Origin of the sequence: Streptomyces sp. 2131.1, from assembly GCF_900105515.1 — a bacterium.
Lineage (GTDB): Bacteria > Actinomycetota > Actinomycetes > Streptomycetales > Streptomycetaceae > Streptomyces > Streptomyces drozdowiczii.
The window spans coordinates 5,562,746-5,577,548 of sequence record NZ_FNSY01000001.1; the positions used below are offsets into that span (position 1 = coordinate 5,562,746).

At 73.0% G+C, this 14,803-nt stretch carries 18 protein-coding genes; 11 read left to right on the forward strand and 7 right to left on the reverse strand.

Annotated features, from left to right (window positions below; genetic code table 11):
• Positions 1–128 precede the first annotated feature (128 nt).
• Complete coding sequence (locus tag BLW14_RS24995; protein ID WP_018518904.1) at positions 129–350, forward strand: helix-turn-helix domain-containing protein; 222 nt, start codon at positions 129–131, stop codon at positions 348–350.
• Positions 351–496: 146 nt separating this feature from the next.
• Entirely contained in the window at positions 497–1,288 is a 792-nt protein-coding gene (locus BLW14_RS25000; RefSeq protein WP_093709425.1) for an enoyl-CoA hydratase/isomerase family protein, read from the forward strand.
• 38 nt (positions 1,289–1,326) lie between these two features.
• On the opposite strand, the gene BLW14_RS25005 is transcribed toward BLW14_RS25000, so the two are convergent.
• The gene (locus BLW14_RS25005; RefSeq protein WP_093709426.1) at positions 1,327–2,037 is read right to left on the reverse strand and encodes a hypothetical protein; all 711 of its coding nucleotides are present in this window, start codon (positions 2,035–2,037) and stop codon (positions 1,327–1,329) included.
• Positions 2,038–2,130: 93 nt separating this feature from the next.
• Here BLW14_RS25005 and BLW14_RS25010 point away from each other — a divergent pair, with 93 nt between their 5' ends.
• The 5 genes from BLW14_RS25010 to amaP are packed head-to-tail and all read left to right on the forward strand — an operon-like array spanning position 2,131 to position 4,466.
• Complete coding sequence (locus BLW14_RS25010; protein ID WP_093709427.1) at positions 2,131–2,613, forward strand: Asp23/Gls24 family envelope stress response protein; 483 nt, start codon at positions 2,131–2,133, stop codon at positions 2,611–2,613.
• A 32-nt stretch (positions 2,614–2,645) separates the two neighbouring features.
• Positions 2,646–2,837, forward strand: a complete 192-nt coding sequence (locus BLW14_RS25015) for a hypothetical protein (protein ID WP_093709428.1) — start codon at positions 2,646–2,648, stop codon at positions 2,835–2,837.
• Entirely contained in the window at positions 2,834–3,196 is a 363-nt protein-coding gene (locus BLW14_RS25020) for an Asp23/Gls24 family envelope stress response protein (RefSeq protein ID WP_018518909.1), read from the forward strand. The genes BLW14_RS25015 and BLW14_RS25020 overlap by 4 nt, the downstream gene beginning before the upstream one ends.
• Complete coding sequence (locus BLW14_RS25025; protein WP_093709429.1) at positions 3,193–3,882, forward strand: DUF6286 domain-containing protein; 690 nt, start codon at positions 3,193–3,195, stop codon at positions 3,880–3,882. The genes BLW14_RS25020 and BLW14_RS25025 overlap by 4 nt, the downstream gene beginning before the upstream one ends.
• Complete coding sequence (amaP, locus tag BLW14_RS25030; protein WP_093709430.1) at positions 3,879–4,466, forward strand: alkaline shock response membrane anchor protein AmaP; 588 nt, start codon at positions 3,879–3,881, stop codon at positions 4,464–4,466. Before BLW14_RS25025 ends, amaP begins: the two co-directional genes overlap by 4 nt.
• Positions 4,467–4,517: 51 nt before the next feature.
• On the opposite strand, the gene BLW14_RS25035 is transcribed toward amaP, so the two are convergent.
• The 5 genes from BLW14_RS25035 to BLW14_RS25055 form a co-directional block, all read right to left on the reverse strand.
• Positions 4,518–5,273, reverse strand: a complete 756-nt coding sequence (locus BLW14_RS25035; protein WP_093709431.1) for an SDR family oxidoreductase — start codon at positions 5,271–5,273, stop codon at positions 4,518–4,520.
• Positions 5,274–5,277: 4 nt separating this feature from the next.
• A complete protein-coding gene (locus tag BLW14_RS25040) occupies positions 5,278–7,104 on the reverse strand; it encodes a glycoside hydrolase family 15 protein (RefSeq protein ID WP_093709432.1) in 1,827 nt (608 codons plus the stop codon).
• Positions 7,105–7,203: 99 nt separating this feature from the next.
• Positions 7,204–8,013: an SURF1 family cytochrome oxidase biogenesis protein gene (locus BLW14_RS25045; protein WP_093709433.1), complete on the reverse strand. Its 810-nt coding sequence runs from the start codon at positions 8,011–8,013 to the stop codon at positions 7,204–7,206.
• Positions 8,014–8,085: 72 nt separating this feature from the next.
• Positions 8,086–8,319 (reverse strand): hypothetical protein, encoded by a 234-nt coding sequence (locus BLW14_RS25050; protein WP_026171732.1) that lies wholly within the window; start codon positions 8,317–8,319, stop codon positions 8,086–8,088.
• Positions 8,320–8,382: 63 nt separating this feature from the next.
• A complete protein-coding gene (locus BLW14_RS25055; RefSeq protein ID WP_093709434.1) occupies positions 8,383–9,390 on the reverse strand; it encodes a DEDDh family exonuclease in 1,008 nt (335 codons plus the stop codon).
• Between the two features lie 113 nt (positions 9,391–9,503).
• Between BLW14_RS25055 and BLW14_RS25060 the strand changes: the two genes are divergently transcribed.
• The 4 genes from BLW14_RS25060 to BLW14_RS25080 all read left to right on the forward strand — a co-directional run bounded on the left by BLW14_RS25060 (position 9,504) and on the right by BLW14_RS25080 (position 13,129).
• Positions 9,504–10,217 carry a VIT1/CCC1 transporter family protein gene (locus tag BLW14_RS25060; protein WP_093709435.1) on the forward strand — a complete coding sequence of 238 codons (714 nt, stop codon included), beginning with the start codon at positions 9,504–9,506 and terminating at the stop codon, positions 10,215–10,217.
• A 105-nt stretch (positions 10,218–10,322) separates the two neighbouring features.
• On the forward strand, positions 10,323–11,237 hold the full coding sequence (locus BLW14_RS25065; RefSeq protein ID WP_093709436.1) for a sterol desaturase family protein: 915 nt from the start codon (positions 10,323–10,325) through the stop codon (positions 11,235–11,237).
• Positions 11,234–11,992 (forward strand): lysoplasmalogenase, encoded by a 759-nt coding sequence (locus BLW14_RS25070; protein ID WP_256332875.1) that lies wholly within the window; start codon positions 11,234–11,236, stop codon positions 11,990–11,992. The genes BLW14_RS25065 and BLW14_RS25070 overlap by 4 nt, the downstream gene beginning before the upstream one ends.
• A gap of 93 nt (positions 11,993–12,085) precedes the next feature.
• Positions 12,086–13,129 carry a zinc-dependent alcohol dehydrogenase family protein gene (locus tag BLW14_RS25080; RefSeq protein ID WP_093709437.1) on the forward strand — a complete coding sequence of 348 codons (1,044 nt, stop codon included), beginning with the start codon at positions 12,086–12,088 and terminating at the stop codon, positions 13,127–13,129.
• Between the two features lie 46 nt (positions 13,130–13,175).
• Here the strand turns inward: BLW14_RS25080 and BLW14_RS25085 are convergent, their stop codons facing one another.
• Positions 13,176–14,681 (reverse strand): S8 family peptidase, encoded by a 1,506-nt coding sequence (locus BLW14_RS25085; protein WP_093709438.1) that lies wholly within the window; start codon positions 14,679–14,681, stop codon positions 13,176–13,178.
• Positions 14,682–14,803 lie beyond the last annotated feature (122 nt).

Genomic DNA, 14,803 nt, shown 5'->3' on the forward strand with positions numbered 1-14,803 from the left:
ATTCCGGTCGCACCGGCGCACTCCCGGGGCGCGAATCCGGTCGCAGAGACCTTGCCGAATGGGTGGCCAGGAAGCGCCCGAGGGGTGATCATGAGAGTCCAGAGCGCACTTCCCATGAGGAGGCACGGGTGGCCGAGACTCTGAAGAAGGGCAGCCGGGTGACCGGCGCCGCGCGTGACAAGCTCGCGGCAGACCTGAAGAAGAAGTACGACTCCGGTGCGAGCATCCGGGCGCTGGCCGAGGAAACGGGCCGCTCCTACGGATTCGTCCACCGGATGCTCAGCGAATCCGGAGTGACGCTCCGCGGACGCGGCGGCGCCACACGAGGCAAGAAGGCCGCGACGGCCTGACGGCCGACAGCGGACCGGGGCGCGTCAGGGCCCCGGGGGTTCCCGGTTCCGGGTGCGGCCACCCGGTCGACCGCAGGGTCGATCCGGTGGTTACTGTTCAGTCACTTAGCTTCATGTGCTGACTGCACCCGATCCGGAGGCTCCGTATGACCTCGCTCGACTCCGTGCTCGACAAGGACGGCGTACGACTCACCGTCGATGACGCGGTTGCCACGGTGACCCTCACCAATCCGGCCAAGCGCAACGCCCAGTCTCCCGCTCTGTGGCGGGCGTTGACCGAGGCCGGACGGGCTCTGCCCGGCAGTGTGCGGGTCGTCGTGCTGCGCGCCGAAGGCGTGTCGTTCTCCGCCGGGCTCGACCGCCAGGCGTTCACCCCCGAGGGATTCGACGGTGAGCCGTCCTTCCTCGACATGGGGCGCGGCCCGGAGGCCGACCTCGACGTGCTGATCGCCCAATACCAGGAGGCGTTCACCTGGTGGCGCCGCAACGACATCGTGTCGGTCGCGGCCGTCCAGGGGCACGCCATCGGTGCGGGCTTCCAGCTCGCCCTCGCCTGTGACCTGCGCATCGTCGCCGAGGACGTCCAATTCGCCATGCGCGAGACCAGCCTCGGCCTGGTGCCCGACCTCACGGGTACGCACCCCCTGGTGCACCTCGTGGGGTACGCCCGCGCGCTGGAGATCTGCGCCACCGGACGCTTCGTGCACGCCGAGGAGGCCGAGCGCACCGGCCTGGCCAATCTCGTCGTGCCCGCCGCCGAACTCGAAGGCGCCGCCCGCGACCTGGCCGGCGCCCTGCTGGCCGCGCCGCGCGACGCCGTCATCGAGACCAAGGCACTGCTGGGCGGCGCCGTCTCGCGTACGTACGAGGAGCAGCGCGCCGCCGAACGGGCCGCGCAGGGCCGCCGCCTCCGCGACCTGGCGGGCGCCCTCGACTGATCCCGTACGGGTCGGCCGGGGGCACCGTACGCCTCCGGTCAGCCCGCCGCGGCCTCGCCCGACACCGCCGTGACCAGCACCGCGACCGACGGCCGGCCCTCGGACGCCTCCGCCACCGCCTGCCGCACGGCGAGCGCAACGTCGAGCGCGCGGTGACCGCTCTCCGCCGCCAGCTCGACCTGTACGTGGTCCGCGCCGGTCCGCACCGCCGGGCCCAGCATCCCGGTCAGTGCCGCCACCCCGGCCACTCCGGCGGCCGCACGCCCCGCCGCGTTCTCCGCGGGCGCCGGGCGCAGCTCCACCGGGTCCGGTGCCACCTGTTCGGACGAGCCGTCCACCAGTCCCGTCACCCGCAGGTCCACCTCGGCGACCACCAGGCCGAGCCGCCGCGCGGCGGCCGACAGAAGGGCCTCGCGCAGCGCCTCCGCTGCTGCGGGCAGGGGCCGGTCGGCCGTCGCGGTCATCGTCGCCTCGATTCGTAGGGGGCCCGGCGGCAACGCGCTCGCGGGCGGGGGCACCTGGGGGGCGGGAGCCGACCCCGGGTCGGCCACGGCGATGCGCAGCTCGCCGAGCACCGGCCCGGGCTCCGGGCCCGCCACCGCCCGGCGCAGTACCGCGACCGCGGCCCGCTCGGCGATCCAGGCACCGTCCGCCGGGCCGCCCAGGGGGATCAGTCGGCCCAGCGCGAGCCGTTGCCGTACCGCAGCCGTCCACGCGTGGGCCCTGTGCGGGCCGTCAGCCGTCGTCATGCCACCAGACTGCCGTATCCACGGCGCGAGTCGGGGCAAGCACCCTTAGTGTGGGCAAAAGAAGTCAAACCTGCCCCGAAGGGAAGTACGGCGATGACCGAGACCCCACAGCGCAACCGGCCCGAGAACTCCGACAACAACGCCTCGGGCGGCAGCAGCCTGACCAAGCGCGGCGGAGGCGACCCCGGCACCCGCGGCCGTACGACGATCGCGGACGGAGTCGTCGAGAAGATCGCCGGAATGGCGGCACGCGACGTCGACGGGGTGCACGCGATGGGCAGCGGCCTGTCCCGGACGTTCGGTGCCGTCCGTGACCGGGTCCCCGGCGGCTCCAAGTCGGTCACCCGCGGGGTCAAGGCCGAGGTCGGCGAGACCCAGACCGCGCTGGACCTGGAGATCGTCGTCGACTACGGCGTGTCGATCGCCGATGTAGCCCGCGATGTACGGGAGAACGTGGTGGCGGCCGTCGAGCGCATGACGGGTCTGGAGGTCGTCGAGGTCAACATCGCCGTCAGCGACGTGAAGCTTCCCGACGAGGACGATGACGACGACGATTCCGAGTCGCGCGTCCAGTAGTCCCGGCGTCCACAGCAACTGAGGAGCAGACGATGAGCATGGCTGTGGCCGGCCTGTTGGCCGGGATGGCGCTCGGATTCGCCGGGTACTTCGGCGGGTTCGGTGCCTTTGTGCTGGTGGCCGCCCTCGGGGCGGTCGGCTTCGTCGCCGGCCGCTTCCTCGACGGCGACCTGGAACCCGGCGACTTCTTCCGGAGTCGCGAGCGCGGCGACCGACGGCGGTGACGGCGTTGTCGGGGGCGAGCGGACCGGTCGCGGCCGGGGAGCGGGGAGAGACGCGGATCGCCGACCGGGTGGTCGCGAAGATCGCCGCCCAGGCGGCCAAGGAGGCGGTCGACACGACCCCGAAGGAGGCGGCGTCGCCGCGTGCCACGGTCACCGTGCACCGCGACACCGCCCGCGTACGGGTGAGTCTGGAGCTGGGATATCCCGGTGACATCGGCCACCAGTGCGGCGCCGTGCGTCGGCGGGTCGCCGAGCGGGTAAAGGCGTTGGCGGGGATGGAGGTGCCCGAAGTGGCCGTACAGGTCGAACGCCTGCATCCCACAGGAGCGAGCCTCGCGGCACAGGGGAGGATCCGATGACCGAGCCCCACGACCCGGACGACGGCACGCGGCGACCGCCCGGCGCAGGGCCGGTGGAACACGGCGGCGCCGTCCTCGCGCTCGACCAGTCCGCCTCGTCCGCGGCGTACGACCCCGCACCCGACAAGGAGCGGCCCGACGGTCACGCGGGCCGCTTCTGGTCCGCCCGCCGCGTCCCCGCCGGCATCGTCGCCGCGGTGGTGCTCGGCGCGAGCGGCCTGCTTCTCTACGACGTGGCCGCGGTCCGCGCCGGACACCCGGCCATGCAGTGGCGCCGCACCCTCGCGGACGAACTCGCGACCCGCCGGCTCGACGACGTCTGGGTGCTCACCGGCGCCTCCGTCGCCGCCGCCCTCGGCCTCTGGCTGCTGCTCCTCGCGCTCACCCCGGGCCTGCGCGACCTGCTCCCGATGCGCCGGGCCCACACCGACGTGCGCGCCGCGCTCGACCGGACGGCCGCCGCCATGGTGCTGCGGGACCGGGCCGTCGAGGTGTCCGGCGTGCAGTCCGTCCGGGTCCGGATGGGCCGGAGCAAGGTCGGGGTGCGTGCCGTGGCGCACTTCAGGGAACTCGACGACGTGCGGGCCGACCTGGACACCGTGCTCTCCACGGGCATCCGAGAACTGGGACTCGCCAGGCAGCCGAGCCTGTCGGTCCATGTCCGCCGGCCGGCGAAGAAGGGGTGAACGGCGTGCTCAGGACCGTCAACCGGGTACTGCTGGGCCTCGCCGGGCTGGTGCTGATCTGTGTCGGCGGCGGCGTCCTGGCCGCCGCGACCGGTCTGTCCGTACCGTCCTGGTGGCCCTGGTACGGCAAGAACGACGTGCTGCTGAGTGAGGCGGACCGCGACCGCTGGCGCGCCGAGGGCTGGTGGTGGCCCACCGTGATCGCGGTCCTCGCCGTCCTCGTGGTCCTCGCCCTGTGGTGGCTGCTGGCGCAGTTCCGCCGCGCCCGCCTCTCCGAGGTGCTCGTGGACAGCGGCGACGGCGAGGGCGCCCTGCTGCGCGGCCGGGCCCTGGAGGGTGTGCTCGCCGGGGAGGCGGGCGCCCTGGACGGGGTGGCCCGCGCCCAGGTCACGCTGACCGGCAAGCGCTCCACCCCGGCCGCCCGGGTCCGGCTGCTGATGGAGCCGCACGCCGCGCCGGACGAGGCGCTGGGCCGGCTGAGCGACGAGGCGCTGGCGCACGCCCGGGACTCCGCGGGGCTGGACCGGCTGCCCGCCGAGGTCCGCCTCAAGGCCGTCAAGCACCGGGCCGCGCGGGTGAGCTGACGGGCGGTGCGGTGGCGCGGGCCCCCGCGCCACCGCACCGCCGCGTGCGGCTCAGAAGCCGTGCCGGTGGCCGCCGTCGACCGGCACCATGATGCCCGTCAGGTACGAGGCGGCGGGGGACAGCAGGAACGCGGCCGTCCGGCCGAACTCCTCCGGGGTGCCGTAGCGGCGCAGCGGGATGTTCGCCTCGTTGGCGGTACGCGAGGCCTCCGCGTCGCCGGAGAGCGCGTCCAGCTCCCGCACCCGGTCCGTGTCGATCCGGGCCGGCAGCAGTCCCACGACCCGGATGCCGCGCGGGCCGAGCTCGTCGGCCATCGACTTGGCGACGCCGGCCAGGCCGGGGCGCAGCCCGTTGGAGACGGTCAGCCCGGGAATCGGCTCGTGGACGGAGCCGGAGAGCACGAAGCCGATGGCCCCGCCCTCGCCGAGCGCCGCGGCGGCCGCCCTGGCCAGCCGTACCGCCCCGAGGAAGACCGACTCGAATGCCGACTGCCACTGCTCGTCGGTGTTGTCCGCGATGCCGCCGGGCGGCGGGCCGCCGACGCTGATCAGGATGCCGTCGAGCCGGCCGAGCCCCTCCCGGGCTGCTTCCACCAGCCGTTCGGCCGACGCCGGGTCGGCGTTGTCGGCGGCGAGCCCGACGGCGTCCGGGCCGAGTTCGGCGGCGGCCTCCTGGGCGCGCTTCTCGTCCCGGCCTGTGATGATCACCTTCGCGCCGTCGGCCAACAGGGCGCGCGCGGCGGCGTGGCCGAGCCCGCGCGTCGCGCCGGTGACGATGTACACACGGTCCTTCAGTCCAAGATCCATGGCCCTATCCTGCCGTGCCGTCCCCGGCCCCGTCCTCGGCGGCCCGTGCTTCGGCGGGCTGCGCCCCGGCCAGCGACACCGCCGTGCCGACCAGGCCGATGTGGCTGAAGGCCTGCGGGAAGTTGCCGAGCTGGCGCCGCGCCACGGGGTCGTACTCCTCGGCCAGCAGGCCCACGTCGTTGCGCAGGTCCAGCAGCTGCTCGAACAGCTCGGTGGCCTCATCGGTGCGCCCGGTCATCCGCAGGGCGTCGGCCAGCCAGAACGAGCAGGCCAGAAACGCGCCCTCGCCGCCCGGCAGCCCGTCGATCGAGGGGCCGTCGGTGCTGTAGCGGCGCACGAGTCCGCCGCCGCTGCCCAGCTCCTCGCGCACGGCGTCCACCGTGCCGATCACCCGCGGGTCGTCCGGCGGCAGGAAGCCGGTCCTGATGATCAGGAGCGTCGCCGCGTCCAGCTCCCGGGAACCGTACGACTGGGTGAAGGTGTTGCGCACCGGGTCGTAGCCCTTCTCGCAGACCTCCCGGTGCACTGCGTCCCGCATGGCCCGCCAGCGGTCGGCGTCCCCGGCCAGCGTGGGATCCTCCTCCAGGCTGCGCACCGCCCGGTCGGCCGCGACCCAGGCCATCACCTTGGAGTGAACGAAGTGGCGCCGCTTCCCGCGGATCTCCCAGAGGCCCTCGTCGGGCTCCCGCCAGGTCGACTCCAGGAACCCGAGCAGGCTGAGCTGGAGGCTCCAGGCGTGCGGCTTGTCGTCCAGACCGGCGTCCCTGGCCAGCCGGAGCGAGTCGATGACCTCCCCGTACACGTCCAGCTGGCGCTGGCGCACCGCCGCGTTGCCGATGCGGACGGGGGCGGAGTTCTCGTAGCCGCGCAGCCAGGGCAGTTCGGACTCGGGGAGTCTGCGCTCGCCGGCCAGGCCGTACATGATCTGGAGGTCGGCCGGGTCGCCGGCGACCGCGCGCAGCAGCCAGTCCCGCCAGGCGGCGGCCTCCTCCAGGTAGCCGGCCGAGATCAGCGCGCCGAGGGTGAGGGTGGAGTCCCGCAGCCAGCAGAAGCGGTAGTCCCAGTTCCGTACGCCGCCGATCTCCTCGGGCAGCGAGGTGGTGGGGGCCGCGACGATGCCACCGGTCGGGCCGAAGGTGAGCGCCTTGAGGGTGATCAGCGAACGGACCACCGCTTCCCGGTACGGCCCCTCGTACTTGCAGCGCGCGGACCACTCGGCCCAGTCGGTGAGGGTGTTCTCCAGCGCCTCGTAGGGGTCGACGCGCTTGGGGCGCGGCGAGTGCGAGGGGTGCCAGGTCAGCACGAAGGCCACCTTCTCGCCCTCGGAGACGCTGAAGGAGGAACAGGTGGAGAACTGCTGGCCCCACGTCTTGACCGGCGGTTCGCTGCGCAGCCAGGCGGAGTCGGGACCGGCGACCGCGACGCGATGGCCGTCGGAGCGGCGCATCCACGGCACGATGGACCCGAAGTCGAAGCGCAGCCGGATCACCGAGTGCATGTCGACGGTGCCGCTGACGCCCTCGACGATCCGCATCACATCGGGTTCCTTGTCGCGCTGCGGCATGAAGTCGATGACCTTGACCGTGCCGGTGCGCGTCTCCCAGTACGTCTCCAGGACGAGGGACTCGCCCGCGTACGCCCGCCGGGTGCAGGTGTCCGCGCCCTTGGGCGCGATCCGCCAGTGTCCGTTGTCCTCGTCGCCGAGCAGGGCGGCGAAGCAGGCGCCGGAGTCGAAGCGGGGCAGGCACAACCAGTCGACAGAACCGTTTTTGCCGACCAGGGCAGCGGTCTGGAGATCGCCGATGAGGGCGTAGTCCTCGATGCGTGTCACGTTCTGGCGTCTTCCCGAACCGGGCCCTCGTTAAGCAGCCGTTCGCCAGGAGAGGCGGGCGTCACCCTCCGTGGAGAGACGTCAGGCCGTGGAGAGACGTCAGGCCTGCGCGGGCTCGGGCTCCGGGGACGCGTCCTCCTCGGCGGCGGCCGCCGCTTCCGCCGCCGCCACCCGGTCGCGCTTCTCGCGCCGGGCCAGGACCACGAAGCCCACCGGAACCCCTGCGGCGAACAGCCACCACTGCACGGCGTACGCCATGTGCGGGCCGATGGAGCTGTCGTCGGGGGCCTCTATCACCTCGGGCGAGCCGTTCTTCGGCGCCGGACCGGTCAGCTCGATGTAGCCGCCGAGCACCGGACGGTCGAGCAGCCGGGCCTGCTGGGCGCTGCTGATCAGCATTACCTGACGGTCGGGAAGGTCCGAGATGTCCTTGATGCCGCTCGCGCCGGTCGTCTCGTCGGCCTTGAGCCGCCCGGTGACGGTGACCTCGCCCCTGGGGGCGGCCGGTACGTCGGGGAAGGCGTGCTGGTCCTCGGCGGACGGGACCCAGCCGCGATTGATCATGACCGTGCCGCCGCCCTTGAGGACGAACGGCACCAGGACGTGGACGCCGATGGAGCCGTCGTTGGCGGTCCTGCGGCGCACGACGACCGCGTGCTTCTCGTCGAACGTCCCGGTCGCCGTCACCGTGCGCCAGTAGTCGGCGCGGGGCACGGTGTGGCCGGGGGAGGTGAGCTGGGACACCGGGACCGGGGCCGCATCGAGGTTGCGCGAGATCAGGGCGTTCTGCGCGACCTTGTGCTCGTGCCGGTGCAGCTGCCAGAAACCCAGCTCGATCATCGTGGGGATGAGGGCGAGCGAGAGGAGGGCGAGGATCAGCCACTGCCGGGTCATCAGGAAGCGGTACACCCCACGACGGTACAACCGCTCGCGGGGCGCACCGCGCACCGGGGTGGCCGAAGGGGTGGCCGACCCGTGCCCTCAGACCCTGTCGACGATGCCCACCTTCCCCTCCGCGCGGGCGCAGTGCCCGCCGCAGAACCAGTGCCCGTCGACCTCGACGCCCTGGCCGATGACCTGCACCCGGCAGTGTTCGCAGATGGGCGCCATGCGGTGGATGGCGCAGGCGAAGCAGTCGAAGACGTGCACCGCGCCCTGCGCGTGCACCTCGAAGGACATCCCGTAATCGTTTCCGCAGACCTCACAACGTGCCATGCGCCACAGGGTGGGACGCGAGGGCGGCGGTCGGCGGTCGGCGGGCGGCGAGTCGCCCCCGGTTCACTCCGATGACGGCGTCGGCGCCGGCACCTTCGCGACGGCCGGCGCGACGTCCCGCAGAAGGTGCGTGAAGGCGCTCTCGTCCACGATCGGCGTGCCGTACGCCTTCGCCTTCACCGTCTTCGACGTCGCCGAGTCCGGGTCGTTGGTGACGAGCAGGCTGGTCAGCCGCGAGACGCTCGTCGCCACGTGCAGCCCGGCCTCCACCGCCCGGTCCTCCAGCAGTTCACGGTCGACCGAGGTGTCCCCGGAGAACGCCACCCGCATGCCCTGCATGAGCGGTTTGTCCTTGTCGTACCGCCCGGGGTTCGGATACGGGCACGCCGGACGCTTGCGCGAGGCGCGCCAGGTCCCCTGTCCCCCGTACGAGGACGGGGAACCGGTCCGCGGGGTCACCGGCGAGTGCGACCACTCGGTCAGCGGCCGGCACTCCAGCAGCGGCAGCCGCATCCCGCCCCGCGCCGCCGCGTGCAGGCTCGGGCGGAACGCCTCGGCCAGCACCCGGGCGTCGTCCAGCGCGTGGTGCGCGCGCTGCTGGACCACACCGAAGTGCTCCGCCAGCGACGCCAGCTTGTGGTTGGCCAGCGGCAGCCGCAGCTCCTTGGCGAGCGCGATGGTGCACAGCCGCTGCCGGACCGGCGCGGTCACCGAGGCCCGCGCGTACTCCCGCGCCAGCATCGACCAGTCGAACGCGGCGTTGTGCGCGACGAGCACCCGGTCCGCGAGCCGTTCGGACAGCTCGGCGGCGACCTCCGGGAAGAGCGGGGCCCCCTCCAGCACGTCGCTCGTCAGCCCGTGGATCCACACCGGACCGGGATCGCGCTCCGGATTGACCAGCGTGTACCAGTGGTCCTCGACGTTGCCCCGCGCGTCCAGCCGGTAGACGGCCGCGGACACTATCCGGTCGTCCCGGGCGAGCCCTGTGGTCTCCACGTCGACGACCGCGTACCCCTGCGGGTAGGCGGCCGGCCACGGTGCTGCGGTCTGCGGGTCGTCGAGCATGGTCACAGAGAATACGGGCCGTGTCGGACAGTCCCCTATTCGGCGCCGCCGGGGACCTTGGCGGTCCGTCACCCCGAAGGTACGTGCCCCGGGGCTGCGCGAGGTGAGACCATCCCGGGATGAAGCGACCGCCGGAGCACGACGAACCCCACGGCGCCGGTCTGGGCGCCCGGCTGAACTGGCTGCGCGCCGCCGTGCTCGGGGCCAACGACGGTGTGGTGTCCACCGCCGGGCTCGTCGTCGGCGTGGCCGGCGCGACCGGCGACCGGGGCGCCCTGCTGACGGCGGGTCTGGCCGGCCTGCTCGCCGGGTCGCTGTCGATGGCGGCCGGCGAGTACGTCTCGGTGTCCACCCAGCGCGACTCGGAGAAGGCCGCGCTGGCCACCGAGAAGCGCGAGCTCCAGGAGACCCCGGAGGCCGAACTCGCCGAGCTGACCGGCCTGTTGGAGGGCAAGGGCCTGAGCCGCGAGGTCGCCCACGAGGCCGCCGTCCAGCTCACCGAACGCGACGCGCTGCGCGCCCACGCGGAGGTCGAGCTGGGCATCGACCCCGACGACCTCACCAACCCCTGGCACGCGGCGGGCGCCAGCTTCCTCGCGTTCACCGTAGGCGCCCTGCTCCCCCTGCTGGCCATCGTGCTGCCCCCGTCCGCCCTCCGCGTGCCGGTGACCGTGCTCTCCGTCCTCGCGGTGCTGGCCGTGACGGGCTGGTGGAGCGCCCGCCTGGGCGAGGCGGCGGCGGGCCCTGCGGTGCTGCGCAACATGGGCGGGGGAGCGGTGGCCATGGCGGTGACGTACCTGGCCGGGCATCTGCTGGGCGCGGCGGGGGTCTAGGGGCACGTTCCTGTCGGAAGTCACCAACTCCGCTGACGGCACGTCTCGCATACTTGTTGGTAACAACGTCTGGTCCCCGGCCCGGCCCGGCTCTACGGTGCAGGCATGCCGACGAACCTGCCCGATGTAGTGCTCTGGTCCATACCGGCCTTCGTCCTGCTCACCGTCCTGGAGATGGCGCTCCACCACTTCCATCCCGATGAGGACGCCGCCGGGTACGAGGCCAAGGACGCCGCCACCAGCATCACCATGGGGCTGGGCAGTCTGGTCTTCGACCTGATGTGGAAAGTGCCCATCGTCGCCCTCTACACCGCGGTGTACGAGCTGACGCCACTGCGCGTGCCGGTGCTGTGGTGGACGGTCCTGCTGATGCTCCTCGCGCAGGACTTCTTCTACTACTGGTCCCACCGCGGCCACCACGTCATCCGCATCCTGTGGGCCTGCCACGTGGTCCACCACTCCAGCGAGAAGTTCAACCTCTCCACCGCGCTGCGCCAGCCCTGGACCTCGCTGACGTCCTGGCCCTTCTACCTGCCGCTCATCGCGTGCGGGGTGCACCCGGCGGCGCTCGCGTTCTGCTCGTCGGCCAACCTCGTCTACCAGTTCTGGGTGCACACCGAGCGCATCGGCAAGCTGCCCCGGCCCTTCGAGTACGTGCTCAACACGCCCTCCCACCACCGGGTGCACCACGCCTCGCAGGGCGGCTACCTCGACCGCAACTTCGGCGGCATCCTCATCGTGTGGGACCGCTGGTTCGGCTCGTTCGCCTCCGAGACCGTGCGGCCGGTGTACGGGCTCACCAAGAACATCCACACGTACAACCCGCTGCGGGTCGCCACCCACGAGTACGCCGCCATCGCCCGGGACGTCCGCGCCGCGGGCAGCTGGAGCGAGCGCGCCGGGCGGGTCTTCCGCGGCCCTGGGTGGCAGCCGGCCGAGGCCGCGGCCCGCGCCGTGCCCGCCCCGGCCGCCGTCGTCCCCGCCCCCGTCGCGGCCCCCGCCCCGGAGCACACCGGATGAGGTACGCACGGCCCCTCCTCGTCGCCTTCCTCGTCGCGTGCGCCGCCGACCTCGTCGGCGTTCTCACCGGACCCGAGTGGCTGCACCTCGGGGCCAAGCCGCTCCTGATGCCGCTGCTCGCCGGGTACGCCCTCGCCCGGCGCGGGCCCCGGCTGCTCGTCGCCGCGCTGCTGTGCGGCTGGGCCGGCGACGTGTTCCTGCTGGCCGACTCCGATCCCGCGTTCCTCGTCGGGATGGCCGGGTTCGCCGCCGGGCACGTCTGCTACCTGGTGCTCTTCGGCAGGGCTCGCGGGGCGCTGCTGCCCGGGATCGCGTACGCCGTCGTGCTCGTCGTCTTCGTCGCCCTGATCTGGGGCGGGCTGCCGGGCGGACTGCGGATCCCGATGGCCGGCTACAGCCTGCTGCTGACCGCCATGGCCTACCGCTCGGGCGTGCTCGGCCGGTACGCGGCCACCGGCGGGGCGCTCTTCCTGCTCTCCGACGCGCTGATCGCCACGGGTATCGCCGACTGGCCGCAGCTGCCGGCCCCCGGCTTCTGGGTGATGCTCACGTACGTGGCCGCCCAGCTGCTGCTGACCCTGGGCGCGCTAGGCCCTGTCGTCACATTCCCGTCTGCCGGGCGACGCCATATACGCACTCTCGCCGCACCGGCCCCAGACCCCGGTACGTCCAGTACAGGGGTCTGGGGCCGGCACGCCGAGAGCACGCACCTGACGCCGCCCGGCCCGCCCTCCGGGCGGACGACGGGAACGTGACGACAGGGCCTCGCCCCGGCCCGGGAGGAAGCCGGCGCGGGGGCGTACCGTGAAAGGAGTATCAGCATCTGAGACCAGCAAGGACCCCCACGCATGCGCGCCACCGTCATCCACGCCCCCCACGACATCCGCGTGGAGGAGGTACCCGACCCGACGATCCAGCAGCCCACCGACGTGGTGCTGAGGGTCCTGCGGGCCTGCATCTGCGGCAGCGACCTGTGGGCCTACCGCGGTGAGTCCGCCCGGCAGCCGGGTCAGCGCATCGGCCACGAGTTCCTCGGCATCGTCGAGGAGGCCGGATCCGAGGTGCGCGGCTTCTCCGCCGGGGACCTGGTCGTCGCCCCCTTCGTCTGGTCCGACGGCACCTGCGCGTACTGCTCCGAGGGGCTGACCACCTCCTGCCCGCAGGGCGGCTTCTGGGGCTCGGTGGGCTCGGACGGCGGTCAGGGCGAGGCCGTCCGCGTCCCCTTCGCCGACGGCACTCTGGTCGCCCTGCCCGCCGCCGCGGCCTCCGACGACCGGCTGCTCACCGCGCTGCTGGCCCTGTCCGACGTGCTCGGCACCGGCCACCACGCGGCGGTCGGCGCCGGGGTGCGGGCCGGGTCGACCGTCGCGGTCGTCGGGGACGGGGCCGTCGGGCTGTGCGGCGTGATGGCCGCCAAGCGCCTCGGCGCCGAGCGGATCGTCGCCCTCGGCCGGCACACCGCGCGCACCGACATCGCCCGGGACTTCGGCGCCACCGACGTCGTCGCGGAACGCGGTGACGCGGCGGTCGCGGCCGTACGGGAGCTGCTCGGCGGCGAGGGCGCGCACTGCGTGATCGAGGCCGTGGGCACCGAGCAGTCGATGCGCACCGCCGTCGGCATCACCCGGGACGGCGGCGCGATCGGCTACGTCGGCGTCCCGCACGGCAGCGGCACCGGCCTCGACCTCGGCGACATGTTCGACCGGAACATCGCCCTGCGCGGCGGCGTCGCCCCGGTGCGCACGTACATCCCGGATCTGCTGCCCGACGTGCTCGCCGGCACCATCGACCCCTCGCCCGTCTTCGACCTGACCGTCGGGCTCGACGACGTACCGGCCGGCTACGAGGCCATGGACGGGCGCACGGCGCTGAAGGTCCTCATCAAGCCGTGATCCGGCGGTCCGGGGGCCGCCGCGCGCGGACCCCCGGACCCCGGCGTCACCAGCGCACGGCGTCCAGCGCGTCGACCACACCGGCCCCGTAGAAGCCGTTGCGGTTCCTCCCGCCCTCGCAGACCGCGTCGACCGTGCCGTCACCGTCGATGTCGTACGGCGCGCCGCACGCCTTCGCGTCCGCCTCCAGCGTCAGCAGCGCCTTGATCGCGGCGGGCGGCGCGTACGGGTGCTTCGACCTGATCAGGGCGACGACGCCCGCGACGTGCGGGGAGGCCATCGACGTACCGGCCTTGTAGCCGTACCTGCCGCCCGGCAGCGTCGAGAGGATCAGACCGCTCGTCGCCGGCGGTTCGGGCGTCTGGTAGACCGTCGAGTCGCCGCCCGGCGCGGCCACGTCGATGACGCCGTTCCCGTAGTTCGAGTACGAGGCCTTGAGCCCCTTCGCGCCCGTCGCCGAGACCGTCACGACGCCCGGGAGCATCGTCGGGATGTCCAGGCACTGCCTCGGATCGACGGTCCGGCCGCCCGGGGTGGTGTCGTTCGGGCTGGTCGTGTCCTCTATCGAGTCCGCCGCGAGGTCCTCGGCGGAGTTGCCGGCGGCGGCGACGTTGACCGCGCCCCTCAGCTCCGCGTACCGGGTGGCCCGGTACACGGCCTCGACCAGGGCGCCCTGGTCCGGGTCGTTCTTGCAGTTGTACATCCACGGGTCGGTGTAATAGCTGTTGTTGGTGACGTCGACCCCGTGTTCGGCGGCCCAGACGAAGCCGCAGACGACGGCCTCGGTGTAGAAGAAGCCGTCCGGGTTGCCGACCTTGATGCCGGAGACCTTCGCACCCGGCGCCACGCCCGTCACGCCGACGCCGTTCTTCGCCGCCGCGATGGTGCCGGCGACATGGGTGCCGTGGTCGCTCTCACCGGGCTTCGGACGCCAGGCGCCCTCCGTGGTGTCCGGGGCGCCCGAGACGCAGTTCGCGGATGCCGCGCGGTCGAAGTTCGGCGCGAGGTCGGGGTGGGTGTCGTCGACCCCGGTGTCGATGACCGCGACCGTCACCTTCGGACTGCCCAGCGACTTGCGGTGGGCCTGGTCCGCCTTGATGGCAGGCAGGTCCCACTGGAGCGGTTCCATCGGGTCCTGGTCCGCCGTCGCCTCGGCCGCGGCGGCCTTCTCCTGGGCGGCGGTGAGGGGCTGGTCGACCCCGATGTCCTTGGTGGCCTGCGGGACGATCGGGTTGGTACGCGTGGCGCCGGCCGACTGGACGCCCCTGACCTTCCGGACCGTCTTCGCGAAGCCCGGGTTCTTCGAGTGGACGACCACGACCCCGATCCGGTCGTAGGCGATCACCACCGTGCCGCCGGCCCGTTCGACCGCCTTGCCCACCTGCTTGACGGTGCCGGGACCGCCCTGGGTGTTGACCACGTACGACAGTTCCGGACCGTCCGCCGGGGCGGCGGAGGCGACGCCCGTCGGCAGGAAGCCGAGGGAGGCGGTGAGGGCCAATCCGACGGGCAGCGTCAGTGCGCGCCTGCGTCCGGATCCCAGATGAGCCATGGGGTCTCCACTTCATCCGTGTCGGTGACCGGACCGGACACGGGACGCGTCCGGTCGCGTACATGACCAGTGAAGCTAGCGCCGAACATCCCGGCATATCAATCGATTCGCACGAACACGTG